The following is a 21,376-nucleotide window of genomic DNA, read 5'->3' on the forward strand; positions in this document are numbered from 1 at the left end:
TCGGCGGTCGGTCCTCGGCCGGTCGGGGGTCGGTCCGCAGTCGGTTCGCACAAGGGGCACCCGTCGGGTGCCCCTTTCGCGTACGTGGGATCCGGAACGTTCCGGGTCGGTGGTGAGAAGTTCACGTCAGGGCCCTTGTCGGGTCAACTTCTACGCGCGTATCTTTCTGGCTGGATCTACGCGAGTAGCCACCCAGGGCCCGACCGGTAGGCCGGACCGGCCCTGGCAGCCAGCCTTCTGACGAACCCTCAACGCCACCCGGCGCCCCGTGACGGCGACCGGGCCATGGTCCTGCCACGAAGGAGCCCCGTACAGGTGCCCAGCCCCACCCCCGCCCGCTCCCGCCGCACGCTGCTGCGTGTCGCCGCATCGGCCGCGGTCGCCGCGTCCCTGGTCCTCGTCCCGCTGCCGGGCGCCTTCGCCGCGCCGGCCACCGGCGTGGTCATCGCCGAGGTGTACGGCGGTGGCGGCAACTCCGGCGCGACGCTGAAGAACGACTTCATCGAGCTCGGCAACCCGACCGGCGCCGCCTTCGGCCTGTCCGGCTACAGCGTGCAGTACCTGCCCGGCAGCCCCGGCGCCACCACCCAGTGGGGCGTCACCCCGCTGAACGGCTCGGTCCCGGCCGGCGGCCGCTACCTGGTCTCCGAGGCGCCCGGCGCCGGCGGCACCGCGGACCTCCCGGCCGCCGACGCCAGCGGCAACCTGAACCTGTCCGCCACCACCGGCACCGTCGCGCTGGTCACCGGCACCACCGCGCTGACCTGCAAGACCGCCGACGCCTGCGCCGCGGACTCGCGGATCGTCGACCTGGTCGGCTTCGGCACCGCCGTGGTCCGCAAGGGCAGCGGCCCGGCCCTCGGCGCGTCCAACACCGCCTCGGTCAAGCGCGACGCGTCGCTCGGCGACACCGGCGACAACGCCAAGGACTTCACCGCGGGCGACCCGACCCCGGTCAACTCCAAGGGCCAGACCACCGGCGGCGGCACCACCCCCGGCGACGGCGACGGCGGCACCAACCCGCCCGTCCCCGGCACCGTGCGGATCCACGACATCCACGGCACCACCCGGCTCTCGCCGTACAACACCAAGACCGTCACCAACGTGCCCGGCATCGTCACCGGCGTGCGCGGCTACGGCACCAAGGGCTTCTGGATCCAGGACTCCGCGCCCGACGACAACGCCGCCACCAGCGAGGGCATCTTCGTCTACACCGGCTCCGCCGTCCCGACCGTCAAGGTCGGCGACTCGGTGCTGGTGACCGGCAAGGTCAGCGACTACTACCCGAACAGCTCGGGCGGTTCGCAGTCGCTCACCGAGATCACCGGCCCCAAGACCACCGTGCTGTCCTCCGGCAACGCCGTCCCCGCGCCGGTGGTGCTGAGCGCCGCCAACATCCCGGCCGCGTACGCCCCGGACGCCGGCGGCGGCTCGATCGAGAACCTGCCGCTGAACCCCTCGAAGTACGCCCTCGACCTGTACAAGTCGCTGGAGGGCATGAACGTCGAGGTCCGCGACGTGCCGGTGGTCCAGGCCACCGACAAGTACAACGAGCTGTGGGTGGACGCCAGTTCGGCCGACCCGCGGACCGCCCGCGGCGGCGTGGTCTACCTCGGCTACGACAAGCCGAACAACGGCCGCATCATGATCCAGACGCTGCCGCCGCTGACCCAGCAGCCGTTCCCGGTCGCCAACGTCGGCGACAAGCTGACCGGTTCGACCGCCGGCCCGCTCGACTACAACCAGTTCGGCGGCTACACCATCGCCGCGAACACCGTCGGCACCGTCCAGGACAACGGCCTCCAGCGCGAGGTCGCCGACCGGGCGCTGCCCAGCGAACTCTCCATCGCCACCTACAACGTGGAGAACCTCGCCCCGAGCGACCCCGACACCAAGTACGCCCAGCTCGCCCAGGCCGTGGTCACCAACCTGCGCTCGCCCGACATCGTCGCCCTGGAGGAGATCCAGGACAACAGCGGCGCCATCGACGACGGCACCGTGGACGCCTCGGTCACCGTGCAGAAGTTCATCGACGCCGTCAAGGCCGCCGGCGGCCCCGCGTACGACTGGCGCTCCATCGACCCGGTCAACGACAAGGACGGCGGCCAGCCCGGCGGCAACATCCGCCAGGTCTTCCTGTTCAACCCCGACCGGGTGTCCTTCACCGACATCCCCGGCGGCGACTCCACCACCGCCGTCGACGTCGTCGGCACCGGCAAGCGCACCACGCTGACCGCCTCGCCCGGCCGCATCGACCCCAACAACGAGGCCTGGACCAGCAGCCGCAAGCCGCTCGTCGGCCAGTTCAGCTTCCACAACAAGCCGGTCTTCGTCATCGCCAACCACTTCAACAGCAAGGGCGGCGACCAGGGCATCGACAGCCGCTTCCAGGCCCCGAACCGCAGCTCCGAGGTGCAGCGGCAGAAGCAGGCCGCGGTCGAGCACGCCTTCATCGCCAAGCTGGAGGCCGCCGACCCGGACGCCCGGATCGTCTCCCTCGGCGACTTCAACGACTACCAGTTCTCGCCCGCGATGCAGACTCTCACCAAGGACGGCGTGCTCCGCGACCTGGTGAACACCCTGCCCGCGAACGAGCGCTACTCGTACGTCTACCAGGGCAACTCGCAGGTGCTCGACCACATCATGGTCAGCCCCGCGTTCAAGCCGCAGCAGACCCGCTACGACGTGGTGCACATCAACAGCGAGTTCGCCGTGCAGGCCTCCGACCACGACCCGCAGGTGGTCCGGGTCAAGCCCTGACGGTTCGTCCTGCCGCTGGGAGCCCCCGTCCTCGCCGATTCGTCGGTGGGGCGGGGGCTCCCTGCTTGCTGTCGGCGGGCGGGCGGGCGGTGGCGCGGGTGCCGCCGGGCGGGCTGCGGTGCGGTCGCTGGCGGGTGGGCGGGCGGGCTGCGGTGCGGTCGCCGGCGGGCGGGCGGTGGCGCGGCCGCCGTCGGGCGGGCTGCGGTGCGGTCGAACGGGGCTCTGTAGCTGCCGGGCCGAACGGGGCTTTGTTACTGGCGGGTTGACCCGGACGCCCGATGGCCGCAGGATCGGGGATCACCCCGCTTCGCCTGCTGTGTGGAAGGAACCCGGATGGCCCTCGACGCCGACGTCATCGTGATCGGAGCCGGACTGGCCGGCCTGGCCGCCACCGCCGAACTCGCCGACGCCGGACGGCGCGTCATCCTGCTCGACCAGGAACCCGCCGGGTCGCTCGGCGGCCAGGCGCACTGGTCCTTCGGCGGGCTCTTCCTGGTCGACTCGCCGGAACAGCGCCGGATGCGGATCAAGGACTCCCGCGAACTCGCCTGGCAGGACTGGCTCGGCACCGCGGGCTTCGACCGTCCCGAGGACGCCTGGCCGCGCCGCTGGGCCGAGGCGTACGTCGACTTCGCGGCCGGCGAGAAGCGCGCCTGGCTGCACGCCATGGGCCACCGGCTCTTCCCGGTGGTCGGCTGGGCCGAGCGCGGCGGGCTGCTGGCCAGCGGCCCCGGCAACTCCGTCCCGCGCTTCCACATCACCTGGGGCACCGGGCCCGGCCTGGTCGAACCGTTCGCCCGCCGGGTCCGCGACGCCGTCCGGGCCGGACGGGTCACCCTCCGCTTCCGGCACCGCGTCACCGGCCTTGCCGCCGTCGCCGGTTCGCTCGACACCGTCACCGGCGAGATCCTCGCGCCGTCCGCCGTGCCGCGCGGCGAGGCCAGCTCCCGGACCGTCGCCGGACAGTTCGAACTGCGCGCGCAGGCCGTGATCGTCGCCTCCGGCGGCATCGGCGGCAACCACGACAAGGTCCGCGCCGCCTGGCCCGAGCGGCTCGGCACCCCGCCCGCCCGGATGCTCTCCGGCGTCCCCGCGCACGTCGACGGCCTGATGCTGGACGTCGCCTCCGCCGCCGGCGCCGACCTGATCAACGGCGACCGGATGTGGCACTACACCGAGGGCATCGAGAACTGGAACCCGATCTGGGCCCGGCACGGCATCCGCATCCTGCCCGGCCCGTCCTCGCTCTGGCTGGACGCAGCTGGAAAGCGCCTTCCCGTTCCGCTGTTCCCCGGCTTCGACACCCTCGGCACCCTCGACCACATCATGCGCACCGGGTACCAGCACACCTGGTTCGTGCTCACCCAGAAGATCATCGAGAAGGAGTTCGCACTCTCCGGCTCCGAACAGAACCCCGACCTGACCGGCCGTTCCCTGCGCCGCGTCCTCGGACGCGCGCTGCCCGGCGCCCCCGGCCCCGTCGAAGCCTTCAAGCAGCACGGCGCGGACTTCGTGGTCGCCCCCACGCTCGACGAACTCGTCCGCGGCATGAACGAACGCCAGGACGGGGCCCCGCCGATCGACGCCGTCGCGCTGCGCACCGAGATCGAGGCCCGCGACCGCGAGATCGCCAACCCGTTCGCCAAGGACCTCCAGGTCACCGCGATCCACGGGGCCCGCCGCTACCTCGGCGACAAGCTGATCCGCACCGCCGCCCCGCACCGCCTGCTCGACCCGGCCGCCGGACCGCTGATCGCCGTCCGCCTGCACATCCTCACCCGCAAGTCGCTCGGCGGCCTGCACACCGACCTCGACTCCCGCGTCCTGCGCCCGGACGGCTCGGCACTGGACGGCCTCTACGCGGCCGGCGAGGCGGCCGGCTTCGGCGGCGGCGGCATCCACGGCTACCGCTCCCTGGAAGGCACCTTCCTCGGCGGCTGCCTCTTCACCGGCCGCACGGCCGGCCGGGCGGCGGCCGCCGCCACCGCCTGAACCCGCTACCGGCCGGTCGCGCCGTCGATCTGCTCCCGCAGGATGTCGGCGTGACCGGCGTGGCGGGCCGTCTCGCTGGTCATGTGGGCGATCACCCACCGCACCGAGAGCAACTCGTCGCGCACCGGCACGGCCACCGGGCGGGACAGGTCGGCGGACTCCTTGATCGCGGCGTCGCTGGCGGCGATCGCCTCCGCGTAGGCGGCCAGCACCTGCTCGACACCGACCTCCGCCGGGACCGCCATGTCGAAGTCGACCTCCGCGTACGTCTTGTCGCCCGCCACGTGGTGCCCGAACCAGTACCGCTCGGCCGCCGTCAGGTGCTGGACCAGGCCCAGCAGGTTGGTGCCCGTCCCGACCAGGACACGGCGCAGTTCCTCCTCCGTCAGGTCCTCGGTCTTCTTCACGACGCTCTCCCGGGCGAACGTCAGGAAGGCCAGGGCGGTGTCGAGTTCGCCGTTGTCGTTGAAGGGCACGGGGCGGCGCTGGGTCTCGGTCGCAGTCATCCCCCGAACCTATCCGGCCCCGCCGCGCGGCGCACCGAGATTTTCGCCCGGCGCGCCCGCCAACGGTCCGGTCCGGCAACGGACTTGCAGGTCAGCCCCGGCGTGCCAACTGGGCCAGCACGATCTTGGCCATGGTCTCGGCGCCGAGCGTGGACACCGGGTCGAGCGCCGGCGAGCCGAACGTCACTCGGACCGGCTGCTCAACGCTCCGTCAGAAATCGAAGTCTTGCTCGCAGCGGGGCCTCCAGCTCAAGGTTGTCTCCTCGGGTGGTGGTCTGCAGCAACTCGGTGATGACGACCAGTTCGGCGAACCGGCCGGCCGGTGTGCCGAGGATGTGGGCGAATCGGTGGCGGATCTGGGCGGCGGTGTCCGGTACGAGGAGGCTGCAGGAGTGCAGCAGCGCCGCGTCGTACCCGGCGGGCGCGGAGCCCCAGCCTTCCCAGTCGAGCACCGTGAGGACCGGAGCGGTGAGGTTGGCCCAGTGCAGGTCGCCGTGGGCTGCCGTCCAGGCGGGAACCGTGGTGTCGATCGGGATGCCCAGGTAATGGGGCATCGCCCGGTCCAGGTACTCCTGGCGGACCGCCACTCGGTTGTTGGCGACGGCGGCAATGGCGTCGAGGGCGGTGCTCAGGCTGTCCCACCAGGCGTCGGACAGGTCGGGCGCTTTCCGGAGGATCGGCTCGTGGGTGGTGATGGTGGGGGCGGTGATCCTGTCGTACAGCTCTGCCAGGTAGCCGTGGTCGCCATCGGTCCAGGTGCGCCGTGCCCACAAGCGCGGCCTGGGTACCGCAGGAGGCATGAGTCGTTCCGCTTCCAGCGGTCCCTCCCAGAGCTTTCCGCCGGCCTTGTCGGCAGGAGCGGACACCAGACGGAGCCAGCCCTCGCCGGATGCAGTGGTGACCGGGCGGCCGAGCGTGCGCCCGCGCCAGCCCCATGCTTCGCGCGAGCCGGTCGGCGTCGCGCGGAGGGCTGCTGCTGCGGTGGCGTGCATCCCGCGCATCCGCCTCGCGGTGTCCGGATCAGGTTCCGAGTACATCAACGACCTTTCGGAGTACGTCCGGGGACAACGGCGGTCGGCCGACGGCTTCGGCGGCCGCCGTCCAGTGTTCCGGGTCTTCCGTCGACAGGAGCACGCGCTTCACCCCCGGGGCTGAGGCGACCACGGCGAGGGCGGCCTCGGCAGGGGTCTTGCCGGGGGCAATCAGTTCGGCCAGGTGCGGGGTCACCATGCCCGGGATCTCGCCGCCGTGGAGCGGGGCGGAGGCGAACACCTCCAGTCCCGCAGCCAGGGCATCGGCCAACGGGCCATGTCCGGCGAGAGCCTGGCCAATGGGCGCGAGGTGAACGAGGGAGACCGGGAGCTGGACGGCCGACAGATGGTGGTTCGGCCCACCCGCCTCGGTTGCGAGTTCGACCAGTGCGGGTACGTCGAAGTGGCCGCTGCCGAAGCCGTGCCAGGTCGTCACTCCGTAGGCGCTGACAGCCCGTTGACTGCACGCCTCCTCGAGGGCCAGGAAAGCATTGTGGAGCCGACCGGTGATCTCGCCGTCCGGACAGGCGTACTCAGGGTTGTGCACGAACACCAGGTCGGGTGCCCGGCCGAGCATGAGCCTGCTACGGGCGAGCTGCCAGGTGAGATAGTCCGGAGCGAGGCAGTGCCCGCGTTCGGCGTCCGCTGCGGAGAGGACGCCGGCCTGCACGGCGACACGCCCGACACCGACCGGAACGAAGCCCACCTTGGTGGAGACGCACAGATCGGGACAGGCGGACAGAACTGCGGCGAGCGAGGCCTCCGCCTGCCCCTGCTGGTAGTTGGGCGCCGTATCCACCCAGTCGGCGCCTCGGGAGGCGGCCATCAGCGCGGTCTTCGCCACATCGAGGCAGCGATAGGTGCCGAGGCCCAGCCGGGCGGTCATCGGGGACCTCCGACTACGGCGGCCTGGCCGTCGACCAGCTCCGTCACGACACCGGCCGCCTGTGCAAGGGTGATGCCTGCGGCTCGTGCGAGATCGCCCAGCCTGTGGGGTTCCCCGTCTGCGAGGAAGGCGAGCATCGGCTGTGCCTTGGCGGCGAACGTCCACTCCTCGCCGCCGGCAGTCAACCGGACGGTGCCGCCGGGCATGGCCGCGAGCGCGGACCGTGTGGTGACCAGACGTACCTGAAGGCCGGCATCCGGCGGGGCCGCCGTGATGTGGGGCAGCGACGGCGCGAGGCGGGCTCGCTCGGTGGCGTCACGGGCGGAGGAGAAACGGGCGATCAGGTCGTCGCTTTCCAACTCGGCCGCGAGGAGCTTGCCGATCGTGTCGAGGAAGACGCGTTGATCCTCGATGGTGGCGAAGCGCGGGATGTCCGCCCGGACGGCCTCGTGGGTGCGCAGCATCTCCGACAGCCAGGTGATCAGATCGGCGCCGGTCATGCTCTGCAGCCCGCATGTGACGTGCAGCGAGTGCCGGCCCTCGGAGGCGGCGACGGCGTGCCACCAGCCCCGGGGCAGATAGAGCACATCGCCCGCGGTGAGCACCAGGTCGGCGACGGGTTCTGTCGGAGGCGGCTTCGGTGTTTCGACGTCGCGGTGCATCGGCACCGTGCGGGTGGGGCCGTAGATGCGCCAGCGCTTTGCTCCGTCGAGCTGGACGACGACCACGTCATGGTCGTCCCAGTGGACGCCGAAGCCCTCGGTGCCGGTCCAGGAGGCGTACAGGTTGATCTGCACACCGGTTCGCAGCCAACGTTCCAGCCGTCCGGCCAGAGTGCCGACGCCGGGGTGGAGTTCGTCGACGGCGTCCAGGACCAGCGTGGCACCCTCGGCGAGGCGCTTGTGCAGTTCGGAGGGCCGGAGCTGGTGCCAGACGGTGCTTCGCCGGGTGATGATCGGCCGGGAATAGGTGTGCGCGGGCACCTGCTCCCCGTTGGCGGCGAGGCGGAGGCGAGGGGGTTCGAGCCGGTGGTGGGTCAGGATGGCGTTGAGGTCGTCCCAGCTCATCAGCCCGGCGAGCGACGCGGCTTCACCGCGCGCGACCTTGAAGCTGCGGCCGAGCGTCCGGGCGAGGAAGTCGTCCCCGCCCAGACGCTCAACCACCGAGAAGTGCTCGGCGGTCATTGCTGGGCAGCCGTCAGTCGTTGGTGTCGGTGCGACCGGTGGAGCCGCCGTCCGACGGCTGCTCGCCACGCGAGCGGGCCGCGGCGACCTTGGCGCGGGCGACCAGCAGGCCGTCGCCTTCCAGCTCGGTGCTGGTCGTCAGGTTCTCGGGCATCAAGCACTCCTTCGGTTTCATGGGGCGGGGCGACTGCCCGGCCCCGTCGTGGGTGCAGTTGTGGATCCGTTGCCAGGGCAAGTCGTTGGCAAGGAACCTCAGGTGCCTATTGCCGCGCGGCTGTTGGCCGGCACAGCCACCTGCATCCCCCGAGCCCGCGTCGGGGCGGGAGGAAGTCTTGTCGGACACGCCCTCCGCGAGCGGCAGGCCCCAGCCTCGTACGGCCTGTATCACCCGCCGACGGGCGTTCGGCACGGCCTCGGCACTGGTCAGCACGCGAAAGCCGAAAGGGGCGGGGGTGATGGCTCGGCGGGTGGTGACGGACATGAGCGCGGACCTTTCACCGGGACGAGGTCGGCAGCGGGCGGATTCGCGCCGGGATCCACCCGGCAGGTACCTACAGAACCGCCTCCAACGCCGGTGAACCAGAGCAGAATTGAGGTGGCAACGAGGCATCCGTGCGGCAAACCCGGGCATGACCTGGCCTGTTACGGCTGCAGACGAACTGACGTACCTCTGGAGGACGCGGAATGGCATCCAGGAGGTCCCGGCTGATCCAGCGCAGGGAGGCGGTTGGCCACACCCAGGAATCCCTGGCTGAAGCCCTCGATGTGGACCGTACGACCGTGGGGCGATGGGAGAGCGGCAGGGGTGCCCCGCAGCCCTGGATGCGGCCGAAGCTCGCCCGTGCCCTGAGACTCTCGGTCGACCGGTTGGCGGAGCTGCTGGCGGCACCCTCTGCAGCCGTCGAAGCGGTTCCACCGTCCAGCACCGTCGGCGAGGCCTCGCCCCGGGTGCCTGCCCGGCGCACGGACCACGACCACGACCTCGTATCGGCCGTGGCAGCCGAGTCGGCAGAGTCCGCGCTCTTCCTTCGCTTCGCGAGCGCGTCCAACGTGGACGACACGCTGCTCGAACAGATCGACGCGGACATTGCGAGGCTGGCGGCGGACTACGTGAGCAAACCGGTGTCCGAGCTCCTCCACGACATCGGGGCCCTCCGTCGAGGAGTGTTCGACCTGCTCCGAGGTCGCCAACACCCTCACCAGACGAGCCACCTCTATCTGCAGGCCGGGCGTCTCTGTGGACTGGCCACTCATGTCGCCCTCGACCTCGGCCAGTACACAGCCGCGGCTACGCACTCGCGAACGGCCTGGCGCTGCGCGGAGTCAGCCGGCCACAACGGCCTTCGAGCCTGGATCCGGTCCGTCCAGTCCCTGATCGCCTACTGGCGGCAGGACCACCGGCAGGCTGCCGAACTGGCCAGAGCCGGACTGCCGTACGCGGACAGCGGGACGATCGCAGCCCGCCTGCTCAGCCTCGAAGCACGGGCCACCGCCGCGCTCGGCGACAGTACGGGCGCGCTGCGGGCCGTGGAGGCTGCTGAGGCGGCGCGGAGCTCAGTGGCTGCCGTGGATCTTCCAGGTGTGTTCACCTTCCCCGAGGCCAAACAGTGGACCTATGCGGGCACCGCCCTCCTCGCCCTGGGCACCCGGGAGCAGGTGAACCGAGCCGTCGAGGCGTCCTCCCGGGCCATTGCCCTGTACGAGTCCGGACCGCAGCAGGAGCAGTCGTTCGGGGATCTGCTTGCTGCGCGGCTCGATCTCGCCAACGCCCACCTTGCCCACGGCGACCTCGACGGTGTGCAGGAGAAACTCTCGGTGGTGCTGGAGACCGCACCGGACCGGCGAACAGCCAGCATCTCCAGCCGCCTGCGGGCTCTGAGCACTCGTCTTGCCGAGCCCTCCTACGCAGGCTCCCCGCTCGTGCTGAGTCTCCGTGAGAGTGTCGGAGAAGCCTGTTCCCGCCCCGCACTCACGAACCCCCCGGAGATGCCGCAGTGACGAGCAACACCGCACCGCAGGACGCCGCCGTCGCGGATCGGGCGCTCCTGGCGAACAGCGCGTACGCCGACGGGCGGCACCTGGCTGCCCGGCAGTCGATCTACCGGTGGCAGCGGCCGCAGTACGACCTGCCCGGGACTGTGGTCGAGGAGTTGGCCGACACAAAGGGGGTCGTCCTCGATGTCGGTTGCGGCAATGGGAAGTTCGTCGGCCGGCTGCATGAGGACCGGCCGGACCTGCGGGTCGTCGGGATGGACATCTCGGCGGGCATCCTCGCCGACGTCGAGAAACCGGTCCTCGTGGCCGACGCCCAGGCCCTGCCCTTCGCCGACAACAGCATCGACGCCGTACTCGCCCTGCACATGCTGTACCACGTGGGCGATATTCCGGGCACGGTCGGGGAGTTGGGGAGGGTGCTGCGGCCGGGTGGGGTGCTGGTCGCTTCGACCAACGGCGAGAACGACAAGGCGGAGCTGGACCGGCTGTGGGCGCGGGCGGCGGGGGATGTGCTCGGAGTGGGGGAGGGGCCGGGGCGGGTGTCGCTGAGTGCGCGGTTCTCGTTGGAGCGGGCACCCGGCGTCCTCGGGGAGGTGTTCGGGGAGGTGCGGGTGCGGCGGCTGCCCGGGGTGATCGAGGTGACCGATCCGGGGCCGGTGGTGGCGCACCTGGCGTCGTACGAGGCGTGGGCGGGGCAGTGCGGGGTGCCGTTCCGGGAGACGGTGGTGCGGGCGGCGGAGATCGTCGCGGCCCGGATCGCGGCCGAGGGGGTGTTCCGGATCGGGTGCCTCGGTGGGGTGGTGGTGTGTCGGGGGTGATGGGGTGGTGCGGAGAATGGGGGTGTGAACAGGGCGGAGTTGGACGGGCGGCCGGTGGTGGCTGCGGAGTTGCAGGCGTTGGCGCTGACGAATTACGGGCACTTCACCACGATGGTGGTGGAGGACGGGCGGGTGCGGGGGCTGGGGCTGCATCTGGCGCGGTTGGAGCGGGACTGTCTGGCGGTGTTCGGGGTGCGGCCGGATGCGGGGCGGGTGCGGGAGTTGGTGCGGCGGCAGGTGCCCGCGCGGGGGGCGGTGGTGGTGCGGGTGACGCTGTTCGATCCGGCGATCGATCTGGGGAGTGTCGGGGGGCCGGCGAGTCCGCGGGTGCTGGTGACGGTGCGTCCGGCGGGGAGCGGGGTGCCGGGGGCGCTGCGGGTGCGGACGGTGGCGTACCGGCGGGATCTGCCGGAGGTGAAGAGCGTGGCGCTGTTCGGGGTGCTGCGGCAGCGGCGGCTGGCCCAGCGGGCCGGGTTCGACGATGCGCTGTTCGTCGACGGGGAGGGCGGGGTGACGGAGGGGGCGACCTGGAACGTCGGGTTCCTGCGGGGCGGTGAGGTGGTGTGGCCGCAGGGGGAGTACCTGAAGGGGACCGCGATGACGCTGCTGCAAGAGGTGTGCGGCGGCGGCGAGGAGCGGGTGGGCCGGGAACTGGCGGGTGTGGACGCGGTGTTCGCGACCAATGCGACGACCGGTGTACGGGCGGTCGGGACAGTGGACGGCCGGGAGTTCGACGCCGGGGCGACCGGGGCGACCGGGGCGGCGGCGGGGCTGGCGCGGCTGCGGGCGGCGTACCTGGAGGTGCCGGGCGACCCGGTGTGAGCAGTGACGACGCGTCATGATCGGGCCGTCGGGCCTCCCGCGTCGGCGGCTTTACCAATACATGGTGTGATGATGTGCTCAGTCACACCGACACGATGACGTCCGTTCACCGAGCATCCGGGTGACGGCCATCGGTCACTGACAGTCTCCCGCGCATGGATATCCCCAACATGGGCGTGCCCGCCCGGCTCGCCGCCCGTATGACCATGGCGGAGCAGCACGAGTACCTCCGCAGCAAGCTTTCCCGCCGCACCCTGCTGCGCTCCAGCGCGGTGACGGTCGGCGCGCTGGCCGTCGGCGGGGCGCTGGGCTCCGGCACGGCGTTCGCCGACCCGGCCGTGAAGCAGGGCAACGCGACGGACGCGGTGTCCGGTTCGCTGGTCGCCCCGGTCGGCCGCCACCTGCAGTTCGGTGCCGAGGCCGACACCCAGATGCGGGTGTCCTGGCAGGTGCCGGCGCCGGTGAAGAAGCCGTTCCTGCGCTTCGGCCGGCACCCGTGGGAGCTCAGCCACAAGATCGAGGCCGAGGTCCGCGCGCTGCATACCCCCGCGCTGGTCGACGGCGCCACCCCGGTCGACCAGTACTACCTGCACGTGGAGCTGAACCACCTTCAGCCCGGCACCACCTACTACTACGGCGTCGGCCACGACGGTTTCGACCCGGCCTCGCAGCAGGCGATCTCCACCCTCCAGACCTTCACCACCGCGCCGTCCCGCAACGGCCGGCACAACCGCCCGTTCGAGCCGTTCACCTTCACCGCCTTCGGCGACCAGGGCGTCTCCGCGCACGCGGCCGGCAACGACCACATCATCCTGGCCCAGAAGCCGGCGTTCCACCTGCACGCCGGTGACATCTGCTACGCCGACCCGATGGGCCAGGGCCTGGACAGCGACCGCGTCGCGTTCAACGCGCTGACCTGGGACGCGTTCCTGGCGCAGACCGAGACGGTGGCCGCGAAGATCCCGTGGATGGTCGCCTACGGCAACCACGACATGGAGGCCTGGTACTCGCACAACGGGTACGGCGGCGACGACGCCCGCTTCACCCTGCCGACCAACGGCCCGGACCCGCGCAAGGCGCCCGGCGTCTACGCGTTCAAGTACGGCAACGTCGGTGTCATCTCGCTGGACGCCAACGACGTGTCCTACGAGATCCCGGCCAACCTGGGCATCACCGCGGGCCGGCAGACCCAGTGGCTGGAGCGCAAGCTGCGCGAGCTGCGCGCGGAGGAGGAGATCGACTTCGTGGTGGTGTTCTTCCACCACTGCGCCTTCTCCACCACCCACCAGCACGCCTCCGACGGCGGTGTCCGGGACGCCTGGGTGCCGCTGTTCGAGAAGTACCGGGTGGACCTGGTCATCAACGGCCACAACCACGTGTACGAGCGCACCGACGCGATCCTCGGCAACAAGGTCAGCAAGGCGGTGCCGAGCGGCGCCAGCATCGACCCGACCAAGGACGGCGTGGTGTACGTGACCGCCGGTGCGGCCGGTCGCAGCCTGTACTCGTTCGACGCCCCCGACACCTACGAGGGCCACGAGAACCACCAGGACGAGGTGGTCACGTACCACTTCGACAAGGGCAGCGTGAAGGTCGCGGAGACCGTGCACTGGTCGCGGGTCCGCTACACCGGCTACTCCTTCATCAAGGTGGACGTCACCCCGGCGCACCGCGGCGCGACCAGCACCATGAAGGTCACCGCGCTGGCCGAGAACGGCACCCGGATCGACCACTACTCGATCACCCGCCGCGCGGGCCGCAGCGAGCACGGCCACTGACGCCGCAGGCGGCGCCCCCGGGTCCGGTGCTGTCGGATCCGGGGGCGCCGCCGTCTAGGGTGGGCCGGTGAGTACCGCCCGTTCGATCGTGTTGTTCGCCGTGGCCGCGCTGCTGGAGATCGGCGGCTGCTGGCTGGTCTGGCAGTCCGTCCGTGAGTCCCGCCCGTGGTGGCTGGCCGGCCTCGGCATCCTCGCGCTCGGCCTGTACGGCTTCACCGCAGCCCTCCAGCCCGATGCCGACTTCGGCCGGGTGCTGGCCGCGTACGGCGGTGTGTTCGTGGCGGGCTCCCTGCTGTGGGGCGTCGTCGTGGACGGCTTCCGGCCCACCCGCTGGGACGTGCTGGGCGCGCTGATCTGCCTGGCCGGCGTCGGCGTGATCATGTACGGGCCGCGCCGGTGAGCGGGTGTCAGCCCGCCACCCAGCGCCAGCCGTTCTTGTCCTCGCAGCGGATGGTCCGCCCCGAGGCGTCCGTGCCCGCCACCCCGTGGTCGGTGTTCCGGCAGAACTGGCCCGCCTTGTAGCAGTTCCCCGCGTTCGACAGCGGGTGGCAGCCCGCCTGCTCCGCCGCGTGGGTCGGCTCGGCCGGCGGCTTGGCGGTGGTGGTCTTCGGCGCGGGCTGCGGAGCCTTGGTGGTCGCCGCCGGCTCCGGGGCCCGGGTGGTCTGCTCGACGGTCGGCTCGGGCGTCGGCGTCGGCTCGGGCGTCGGTGTGGGGGACGGCGTCGGGCTCGGCGGCGGCGTGGGGGAGTCGCTGGGTGAGGGCGCGCTGCTGGTGACGGCGGCGGGCGTGCTGGGCGCGACGGGCGTGGTGTCGGCCGGGTCGCAGGCGGTGGCGAAGAGCGCGGCGGCCAGCAGGGCGCCGGCCGCGGAGGCCCGGCGCAGACGGAGGGAGAGGGACAAGACGGCTCATCTCGGAGGGACGGCGGGGACGGGACGCCATCCTTCCGAGTGTGTTCGAGCCGTGGAGTTCGAGTGATCGGTTCGTTACCGATCGGTGATCGAGATGCGGTGTCGCAGGATGCCCTCGACGCATGCCCGGATGCCGGCCCGGTCTCCCGCGTGGCTCGGCGACCGGCGCCAGGGCTTTGGAAGTGCCGAGCGGAGCAATCGACTTGACGGGCCCGGCGTAGAGCCGGGTCGCGGCCGGGCGTCGGCCGCCGGTCGGCTACTGGCGGTAGGTGGCGAGGAAGCGGCCGATCCGGTTGATCGCGGTCTCCAGGTCGTCGGCGCGGGGGAGGGTGACGAAGCGGAAGTGGTCGGGGCGGGGCCAGTTGAAGCCGGTGCCCTGGACGATGTGGATCTTCTCGCGGAGCAGCAGGTCGAGGACGAAGCGCTCGTCGTCGACGATCCGGTGCACGGCGGGGTCGAGCTTGGCGAAGGCGTAGAGCGCGCCGCGCGGTTTGACGCAGGAGACGCCGGGGATCTCGTTCAGCGCCCGCCAGGTGACGTCGCGCTGTTCGGTGAGGCGGCCGTTGGGGAGCACCAGGTCGTTGATGGACTGCCGGCCGCCGAGCGCGGCCTGGACGGCGTACTGGGCGGGCACGTTGGGGCACAGGCGCATGCCGGCCAGCATGGTGAGGCCCTCGAGGTAGTCCTTGGCGTGCTGCTTGGGGCCGGAGACCACCAGCCAGCCGCTGCGGAAGCCGGCCACCCGGTAGGACTTGGAGAGGCCGTTGAAGGTGAGGGTGAGGACGTCGTCGGCGAGGGCGGCCAGGCAGTGGTGCTCGACGCCGTCGTAGAGGATCTTGTCGTAGATCTCGTCGGCGAGGACCAGCAGGTTGTGACGGCGCGCCAGGTCGAGCAGGCCTTCGAGGAGTTCCTTCGGGTAGACCGCGCCGGTCGGGTTGTTCGGGTTGATCACCACGATCGCCTTGGTGCGGTCGGTGATCTTGGCGGCGATGTCGTCCAGGTCCGGGTACCAGTCGGACTCCTCGTCGCACAGGTAGTGCACCGCCTTGCCGCCGGCGAACGTCACCACGGCCGTCCACAGCGGGTAGTCGGGCATCGGGACGAGCACCTCGTCGCCGTCGTCGACCAGCGCCTGGACGCTCATCTGGATCAGTTCGGAGACGCCGTTGCCGAGGTAGACGTCGTCCACGGTGACGTTCGGGACGCCGCGCTGCTGGTAGTACTGCACCACGGCGCGGCGGGCCGGCAGGATGCCGCGGGAGTCGCTGTAGCCGTGCGCGTTGGTGAGGTTGCGGACGATGTCCTGGACGATCTCCTCGGGGGCTTCGAAGCCGAACGGCGCCGGGTTGCCGGTGTTCAGCCGCAGGACGCTGTGGCCGGCCTCCTCCAGGGCGTTGGCGGTGTCGACGACCGGGCCGCGGATCTCGTAGCAGACGTCCTTCAGCTTGCTGGACTGGCGAAACTCCATCAGCGGCCTCCCGACCCGTCACCGAGCCCCTGCGGCCGGCTTGCTTCGTTCTACCAAGTGAGCACTTGGAAAGTCCAACCTATTGGCTATGCTGACGGCATGCCACGCCGAAGCTACGACCAGTACTGCGCCGTCGCCCGCGCCCTGGACGCGGTCGGAGAACGCTGGAGCCTCCTGATCGTCCGTGAACTCCTCGGCGGACCGCGCCGCTACACCGACCTGCACGCGGACCTGCCGGGCGTCTCCACCGACATCCTGGCCACCCGCCTCAAGCAGCTGGAGGCCGAAGCGCTGATCGAGCGCCGCCGCCTGGAGCGCCCCGCCAACGCCACCGTCTACCAGCTCACCGACCGCGGCGCCGAGCTGCGCCCCGTCATCGAGGCGCTGGCCCACTGGGGCGCCCCCGAACTCGGCGAGCCGCGGCCCACCGACGCCGTCCGCGGACACTGGTATGCCGTCAAATGAGTTGAACAGCAGGGGATTTGGGTAAGCTTTTGCCGTCCGGGCGCGCAACCGGTCGTCCGGCGACGAACGGGGGGTCACCGTGCCACGACTGATCGAAATCGCCGTCTCCGCCGCCCGCGCGGCCGCCCGCCCGTTCCGCGCCCGACGCCCCGCGTACGACCACGCCGAGGCCCACCGCGCCGCCGTCGGCCGGGACGTCGCGGCGGCGCGCCACCACCGGCCCGCCAACCACACCTGGACCGGCGGCGGGCCCGCCCAGTAGCCGACGCGGTGTCGGAGGCGTGTGCTTGGCTGGCCGCCATGGACGACTCCTCGCGCATGTGGATCACCGCCGTGCCGCCGTTCGGCCCGGACGACATCGGGGTGCTGCTCTCGGTGGACACCGACTCGGCCGACCCCGGTGAACGGCTGGTCTGCCGCCTGCTGGACCGCGGCCACGAGGGCGAGGAGGGCGTGTTCTACCTGCTGCCGTTCGACCTCTCCGCCCGCTACGCCCGCACCGGCGACCGCCTGGCCGTCGCACTGGTCGCCCCGCGGGCCGCGCTCGACGAGGAGACGCTCGACGAGGCGGTGCTCGGCGCATCCGTGCTCGACGAAGCCGTGCTTGACGAAGGACTGGCCGAAGCGGAAGGCCGGTCGGGCGAGGGGCCGGAGGAGTGGGTGACGCTGCTGCGCCGCGAGCTGGTCACCGACTTCGTGCCGGTCGAGCAGGACGGCGAGAAGCAGGCGGTGCTGCTGATCGACCACCTCGGTCCGGTGGCGTCGCTGGACGAGCTGTTCGCCCGGTTCGAGGCGGGGGAGTCGGGCATCGCGGTGCTGAACGCCCAGTAGCGGGGCGGGTGGTGGCGGGGCGGCGGCGGGCGTCCGATAGATTCCGCGGCATGCGCGAAAGTGATCGCTCCGGTGCGGTGGCCGGGTTCCGGGCGGCGGCGTCCGGTGTGGGCATCGGGTTGTGTCTGCTTCTGCTGGGCTGGGGCTTCACGGCGCTCCGCGGCGACGGTCACTTTCCCTTCTCGGCGACGGCCGTCGTGGCCGTCCCCGTCAGTAACACCATGGGGCGGCTGTGGCAGCGCTGGCCGGAGAACCGGCGGCCCGCGACGGTGGTCGCGATGGCGACGTTCCTGCTGGTCGCGTTCCTCTCGGCCGGGATCGGCGACAGTCTCGGCATGGACCCCGGCCCGGAGCAGGACGCGGGCCCCGACGGGATGACGCTCGGCTTCATTCCGGGCGCGCTGCTGGCCGGCACGCTCTTCGGCGCGCTGGCGGGCGATCCGGCCCCCCGGGCCACTTACAGCTGGGTGCGCTTCGCCGGCCGCAGCCGCCGCTTCCATCGCGTCGTGTACGGCGGCCTGGCCGTGCTGTTCGCGGCGACAGTGACGGTGGGCGTCATGGTGGGCTGAGGACGGACCGCGGCGGGACACGCCCGATTCGGGCGCTATGACAGAGTCTCAAAGCTTTTGCCGGGTATGGTCGGCGGGCGTCCGAAACGTTCCGGCAGCCCCTGGGAGCCCTCTCCATGCCGCAGCCCCAACCGGTCCTCGCCACTCTGACCGGGGCCGCCGTGTTCCTGGTGCTCACGATCGAGGAGGGCGGCGAGCAGGCCGTCCGCGACCTGCTGCCCGGCCTCGGCGGGCTGACCCGCTCGGTGGGCACCCGCGCCCCGGACGACGGGCTGACGCTGGTGGTCGGCATCGGCTCGGACGCCTGGGACCGCCTGTTCGCCGGCCCCCGCCCCGCCGGGCTGCACCCGTTCGAGGAACTGGCCGGCCGCCGGCACCTCGCCCCCGCCACCCCCGGTGACCTGCTGCTGCACGTCCGGGCCGAACGCATGGACCTGTGCTTCGAGCTCGCCACCCGGATCACCGGCCGGCTCGGCGCCGCGGCGAGCGTCGTCGACGAGACCCACGGCTTCCGGTACTTCGACTGCCGCGACCTGATCGGCTTCGTCGACGGCACCGAGAACCCGGTCGGCCCCGCGGCGGTCGACGCCGTGCTGATCGCCGACGAGGACCCGGCGTTCGCCGGCGGCTCGTACGTCATCGTGCAGAAGTACCTGCACGACATGGACGGTTGGAACGCGCTCAGTACCGAACGCCAGGAACTGATCATCGGGCGCACCAAGCTCGACAACGTCGAACTCGACGACGCCGCCAAGCCCGCGGACTCGCACGTCGCGCTGAACACCGTCACCGGGCCGGACGGTGAAGGGCTCGACATCTGGCGGCTGAACATGCCGTTCGGCTCGTTCACCGAAGGCGGCGAGTGCGGCACCTACTTCATCGGCTACGCCCGCGACCCGGGGGTGACCGAGGAGATGCTCCGCAACATGTTCCTCGGCCGCGGACCCGCCACCCACGACCGGCTGCTGGACTTCTCCACCGCCGTCACCGGGACCCTTTTCCACGTCCCGAGCGCCGAGTTCCTCGCCGACCCGCCGCCCGCGCCCGACGCCGCCCGCGCGCAGGCCGACGGCTCGTCGGCACCACAGCCACCGGCCCCGTCCGCACCCCCGGCGGCCCGGGACGGCAGTCTCCGCATCGGCAGCCTGAAGAGGAGTACCGCACCGTGAACAACCTGCACCGCAAGCTGGCGCCCGTCTCCGCCGCCGCCTGGGCCGAAATCGAGGAGGAGGCCCGGCGCACCTTCACCCTCCACCTGGCCGGCCGCCGGGTGGTCGACCTGCTCGGCCCCGACGGGCCGGAACTCGCCGCGGTCGGCACCGGACACCTCGCCGACATCGCCGCCCCCGCCAACGGCGTCCAGGCCCGTGCCCGGGAGTGCCAGCCGCTGGTGGAGCTGCGCGTCCCGTTCACCGTCACCCGGGCCGCGGTGGACGACGTCGAACGCGGCTCCAAGGACTCCGACTGGGACCCGGTCAAGGACGCCGCCCGCACCATCGCCCTCGCCGAGGACCGCGCCGTCTTCGACGGCTACGAGGCCGCCGGCATCACCGGCATCCGCGACGGCTCCAGCAACCACCCCGTCGCCCTGCCCGACGACGTCCGCGACTACCCCAACGCCGTCAGCCGCGCCCTCACCGCACTGCGGCTGGCCGGTGTCGGCGGCCCCTACTCGCTGCTGCTCGGCGCCGACACCTACACCGCCGTCAACGAGACCTCCGACCACGGCTACCCCGTCCACAACCACCTCGCCCGCCTCCTCGACGGCGAGATCATCTGGGCCCCCGCCGTCGAGGGCGCCATCCTGCTCTCCGCCCGCGGCGGCGACTTCGAACTCCACCTCGGCGAGGACCTCTCGATCGGCTACCTCTCCCACGACGACACCACCGTCCACCTCTACCTCCAGGAGTCCCTCACCTTCCAGCTGCACACCCCGGAGGCCTCGGTGTCGCTCACCTCCGGCTGACGACCGGTGGGGCAACTGGTGCTGGTGGAACTGGAGTTGACGGTGGCGGGGGCGGATTCGGGCCAATGGTGAACGCGGGCTTCCGGGTGCCGGGGGCCGGGGCGCAGGATGGGAGGCACATGAGGGGCTTCGGTGCTGAGGGGAGCACGCCGTGTCCGATTCTTCCGAGTCCAGGTGCCCGTTTCTCGACCCCACCGCGGCCGCGCCGCACGAGGAGGCGGCCGAGCTGCGGGCGCGGGGGCCGGCGGTGCTGGTCGAGCTGCCGGGACGGATCAAGGCCTGGTCGGTGACCAGGCACAGTGTGATCCAGGCGCTGACCACGGATGCGCGGGTGTCGCGGGACTTCCGGCGGCACTGGCCGGGCGTCGGGGAGGTGCCGGACGGGTGGGTGCTGGGGTCGGTGGCGTTCCAGGACAGCCTGGTCAACCGGTACGGGGAGGAGCACCGCAGGGCCCGGGGGCGGATCGCGCCGACCTTCCTGCCGCGCCGGGTCAAGCTGATGCGCCCCCAGGTGCAGGAGACCGCCGACCGGCTGGTGGCGGCGCTCGGCGCGCTCGCGCCCGGTGAGCAGGCCTGTCTGCGGGGGGCGCTGGCGCGGCCGTTGACGATGACGGTGATCTGCGACCTGTTCGGCGTGCCCCAGGAGCGGCGCGAGCGGCTGGGCGTGCTGATCGACCGGGTGCTGGACTCCTCGCTGCCGGAGGACGTCGCGCTCGCCGCGCAGAACGAACTGTACGAGCGCCTGGGCGAGTTGGCGGAGTACAAGCGGACCGATCCGGGCGCCGACCTGACCACCGACCTGCTGCTCTCCGACCGGCCCGGCGAACAGCCGCTGGCGGAGCACGAACTGGTCGGCACGCTGTTCACGATGATCGCCGCCGGCTTCGAGACCGCCGTCAACCTGATCGCCAGCGCCGCGCTGCTGCTGCTGACCCACCCCGACGAGCTGGCCCGGCTGCGGGCGGGCGGGATCGACTGGACCGATGTGATCGAGGAGACGCTGCGGGTGGAGGGGCCCGTCACGTACGTCCCGATGCGGTACGCGCTGGAGGACATCGACCTCGGCGAGGGCGTGCTGATCGCCAAGGGCGACCCGATCATGGTCGGGTTCGCCGCCGCCGGCCGGGACCCGCAGGAGCACCCGGACCGCCCGGACGAGTTCGACCCGACCCGTGCCGACAAGGGCCACCTGGCGTTCGGCCACGGCCCGCACTTCTGCGTCGGCGCGCCGCTCGCCCGGCTGGAGGCCGAGGTGGCGCTGAGCACCCTGTTCGAGCACCTGCCCGAACTGGCGCTGGCCGACCCGGGGAAGCCGCCCGCCCGCGTCCCGTCGTTGATCGTCAACGGCCCGGAGACCGTGCGGGTGGTGCCCCGGCCGCACACCGGCTGAGGCCGCG

General features: G+C 71.8%; 20 protein-coding genes and 1 pseudogene. 14 read left to right on the forward strand and 7 right to left on the reverse strand.

Features of this window, described 5'->3' with window-relative positions; translation table 11 throughout:
• Positions 1–315 precede the first annotated feature (315 nt).
• On the forward strand, positions 316–2,760 hold the full coding sequence (locus ACIQF6_RS24470; RefSeq protein WP_400898458.1) for an endonuclease/exonuclease/phosphatase family protein: 2,445 nt from the start codon (positions 316–318) through the stop codon (positions 2,758–2,760).
• A 333-nt stretch (positions 2,761–3,093) separates the two neighbouring features.
• On the forward strand, positions 3,094–4,752 hold the full coding sequence (locus ACIQF6_RS24475; protein ID WP_400898460.1) for an FAD-binding dehydrogenase: 1,659 nt from the start codon (positions 3,094–3,096) through the stop codon (positions 4,750–4,752).
• Positions 4,753–4,757: 5 nt separating this feature from the next.
• Here ACIQF6_RS24475 and ACIQF6_RS24480 read toward each other — a convergent pair whose 3' ends face one another.
• The 5 genes from ACIQF6_RS24480 to ACIQF6_RS24500 all read right to left on the reverse strand — a co-directional run bounded on the left by ACIQF6_RS24480 (position 4,758) and on the right by ACIQF6_RS24500 (position 8,513).
• Entirely contained in the window at positions 4,758–5,258 is a 501-nt protein-coding gene (locus tag ACIQF6_RS24480; protein WP_400898462.1) for a DinB family protein, read from the reverse strand.
• Between the two features lie 200 nt (positions 5,259–5,458).
• A complete protein-coding gene (locus tag ACIQF6_RS24485) occupies positions 5,459–6,031 on the reverse strand; it encodes a hypothetical protein (protein ID WP_400898464.1) in 573 nt (190 codons plus the stop codon).
• Positions 6,032–6,278: 247 nt separating this feature from the next.
• Complete coding sequence (locus ACIQF6_RS24490; protein WP_400898466.1) at positions 6,279–7,175, reverse strand: aldo/keto reductase; 897 nt, start codon at positions 7,173–7,175, stop codon at positions 6,279–6,281.
• Positions 7,172–8,359, reverse strand: a complete 1,188-nt coding sequence (locus ACIQF6_RS24495; protein WP_400898468.1) for a cupin domain-containing protein — start codon at positions 8,357–8,359, stop codon at positions 7,172–7,174. Before ACIQF6_RS24495 ends, ACIQF6_RS24490 begins: the two co-directional genes overlap by 4 nt.
• Before the next feature lie 13 nt (positions 8,360–8,372).
• Positions 8,373–8,513 (reverse strand): hypothetical protein, encoded by a 141-nt coding sequence (locus ACIQF6_RS24500; RefSeq protein ID WP_280696480.1) that lies wholly within the window; start codon positions 8,511–8,513, stop codon positions 8,373–8,375.
• Between the two features lie 530 nt (positions 8,514–9,043).
• Between ACIQF6_RS24500 and ACIQF6_RS24505 the strand changes: the two genes are divergently transcribed.
• The 5 genes from ACIQF6_RS24505 to ACIQF6_RS24525 all read left to right on the forward strand — a co-directional run bounded on the left by ACIQF6_RS24505 (position 9,044) and on the right by ACIQF6_RS24525 (position 14,172).
• The gene (locus ACIQF6_RS24505) at positions 9,044–10,357 is read left to right on the forward strand and encodes a helix-turn-helix transcriptional regulator (RefSeq protein ID WP_400898471.1); all 1,314 of its coding nucleotides are present in this window, start codon (positions 9,044–9,046) and stop codon (positions 10,355–10,357) included.
• On the forward strand, positions 10,354–11,172 hold the full coding sequence (locus tag ACIQF6_RS24510) for a class I SAM-dependent methyltransferase (RefSeq protein WP_400898473.1): 819 nt from the start codon (positions 10,354–10,356) through the stop codon (positions 11,170–11,172). Before ACIQF6_RS24505 ends, ACIQF6_RS24510 begins: the two co-directional genes overlap by 4 nt.
• Before the next feature lie 24 nt (positions 11,173–11,196).
• Positions 11,197–11,994, forward strand: a complete 798-nt coding sequence (locus ACIQF6_RS24515) for an aminotransferase class IV (protein WP_400898475.1) — start codon at positions 11,197–11,199, stop codon at positions 11,992–11,994.
• 155 nt (positions 11,995–12,149) lie between these two features.
• Positions 12,150–13,772 carry a purple acid phosphatase family protein gene (locus tag ACIQF6_RS24520; protein WP_400898477.1) on the forward strand — a complete coding sequence of 541 codons (1,623 nt, stop codon included), beginning with the start codon at positions 12,150–12,152 and terminating at the stop codon, positions 13,770–13,772.
• A 67-nt stretch (positions 13,773–13,839) separates the two neighbouring features.
• Positions 13,840–14,172, forward strand: coding sequence for a YnfA family protein (locus ACIQF6_RS24525; RefSeq protein ID WP_400898479.1), 333 nt, complete (start codon positions 13,840–13,842; stop codon positions 14,170–14,172).
• A 7-nt stretch (positions 14,173–14,179) separates the two neighbouring features.
• On the opposite strand, the gene ACIQF6_RS24530 is transcribed toward ACIQF6_RS24525, so the two are convergent.
• Together ACIQF6_RS24530 and ACIQF6_RS24535 are read right to left on the reverse strand one after the other, a co-directional pair.
• Positions 14,180–14,671, reverse strand: a complete 492-nt coding sequence (locus ACIQF6_RS24530; protein WP_400898481.1) for a hypothetical protein — start codon at positions 14,669–14,671, stop codon at positions 14,180–14,182.
• Positions 14,672–14,936: 265 nt separating this feature from the next.
• Positions 14,937–16,148: a pyridoxal phosphate-dependent aminotransferase gene (locus tag ACIQF6_RS24535; RefSeq protein ID WP_400898483.1), complete on the reverse strand. Its 1,212-nt coding sequence runs from the start codon at positions 16,146–16,148 to the stop codon at positions 14,937–14,939.
• Positions 16,149–16,247: 99 nt separating this feature from the next.
• Between ACIQF6_RS24535 and ACIQF6_RS24540 the strand changes: the two are divergent.
• From ACIQF6_RS24540 to ACIQF6_RS24570, 7 genes and pseudogenes are all read left to right on the forward strand, one after another.
• Positions 16,248–16,607 (forward strand): annotated as a pseudogene (locus tag ACIQF6_RS24540) (winged helix-turn-helix transcriptional regulator); the annotation flags it as partial.
• 85 nt (positions 16,608–16,692) lie between these two features.
• Positions 16,693–16,875, forward strand: coding sequence for a hypothetical protein (locus ACIQF6_RS24545; RefSeq protein ID WP_400898485.1), 183 nt, complete (start codon positions 16,693–16,695; stop codon positions 16,873–16,875).
• Between the two features lie 38 nt (positions 16,876–16,913).
• Positions 16,914–17,444, forward strand: a complete 531-nt coding sequence (locus tag ACIQF6_RS24550; protein WP_400898487.1) for a hypothetical protein — start codon at positions 16,914–16,916, stop codon at positions 17,442–17,444.
• Positions 17,445–17,494: 50 nt separating this feature from the next.
• Positions 17,495–18,013: a hypothetical protein gene (locus ACIQF6_RS24555; RefSeq protein WP_400898489.1), complete on the forward strand. Its 519-nt coding sequence runs from the start codon at positions 17,495–17,497 to the stop codon at positions 18,011–18,013.
• A 116-nt stretch (positions 18,014–18,129) separates the two neighbouring features.
• A complete protein-coding gene (locus tag ACIQF6_RS24560) occupies positions 18,130–19,182 on the forward strand; it encodes a Dyp-type peroxidase (protein ID WP_400898491.1) in 1,053 nt (350 codons plus the stop codon).
• Positions 19,179–19,979: a family 1 encapsulin nanocompartment shell protein gene (locus tag ACIQF6_RS24565; protein ID WP_400898493.1), complete on the forward strand. Its 801-nt coding sequence runs from the start codon at positions 19,179–19,181 to the stop codon at positions 19,977–19,979. The genes ACIQF6_RS24560 and ACIQF6_RS24565 overlap by 4 nt, the downstream gene beginning before the upstream one ends.
• Positions 19,980–20,130: 151 nt before the next feature.
• Positions 20,131–21,369, forward strand: a complete 1,239-nt coding sequence (locus ACIQF6_RS24570; protein ID WP_400898495.1) for a cytochrome P450 — start codon at positions 20,131–20,133, stop codon at positions 21,367–21,369.
• Positions 21,370–21,376 lie beyond the last annotated feature (7 nt).

This window comes from Kitasatospora sp. NPDC092948, from assembly GCF_044754805.1.
In the GTDB taxonomy this organism is placed as follows: domain Bacteria; phylum Actinomycetota; class Actinomycetes; order Streptomycetales; family Streptomycetaceae; genus Kitasatospora.

Coding starts and splice junctions, on each gene's coding strand:
- ACIQF6_RS24475 (WP_400898460.1), top strand. CDS start 3,094: ATGGCCCTCGACGCCGACGTCATCGTGATCGGAGCCGGACTGGCCGGC.
- ACIQF6_RS24480 (WP_400898462.1), bottom strand. CDS start 5,258: ATGACTGCGACCGAGACCCAGCGCCGCCCCGTGCCCTTCAACGACAAC.
- ACIQF6_RS24490 (WP_400898466.1), bottom strand. CDS start 7,175: ATGACCGCCCGGCTGGGCCTCGGCACCTATCGCTGCCTCGATGTGGCG.
- ACIQF6_RS24495 (WP_400898468.1), bottom strand. CDS start 8,359: ATGACCGCCGAGCACTTCTCGGTGGTTGAGCGTCTGGGCGGGGACGAC.
- ACIQF6_RS24500 (WP_280696480.1), bottom strand. CDS start 8,513: ATGCCCGAGAACCTGACGACCAGCACCGAGCTGGAAGGCGACGGCCTG.
- ACIQF6_RS24505 (WP_400898471.1), top strand. CDS start 9,044: ATGGCATCCAGGAGGTCCCGGCTGATCCAGCGCAGGGAGGCGGTTGGC.
- ACIQF6_RS24520 (WP_400898477.1), top strand. CDS start 12,150: ATGGATATCCCCAACATGGGCGTGCCCGCCCGGCTCGCCGCCCGTATG.
- ACIQF6_RS24535 (WP_400898483.1), bottom strand. CDS start 16,148: ATGGAGTTTCGCCAGTCCAGCAAGCTGAAGGACGTCTGCTACGAGATC.
- ACIQF6_RS24550 (WP_400898487.1), top strand. CDS start 16,914: ATGGACGACTCCTCGCGCATGTGGATCACCGCCGTGCCGCCGTTCGGC.
- ACIQF6_RS24555 (WP_400898489.1), top strand. CDS start 17,495: ATGCGCGAAAGTGATCGCTCCGGTGCGGTGGCCGGGTTCCGGGCGGCG.
- ACIQF6_RS24560 (WP_400898491.1), top strand. CDS start 18,130: ATGCCGCAGCCCCAACCGGTCCTCGCCACTCTGACCGGGGCCGCCGTG.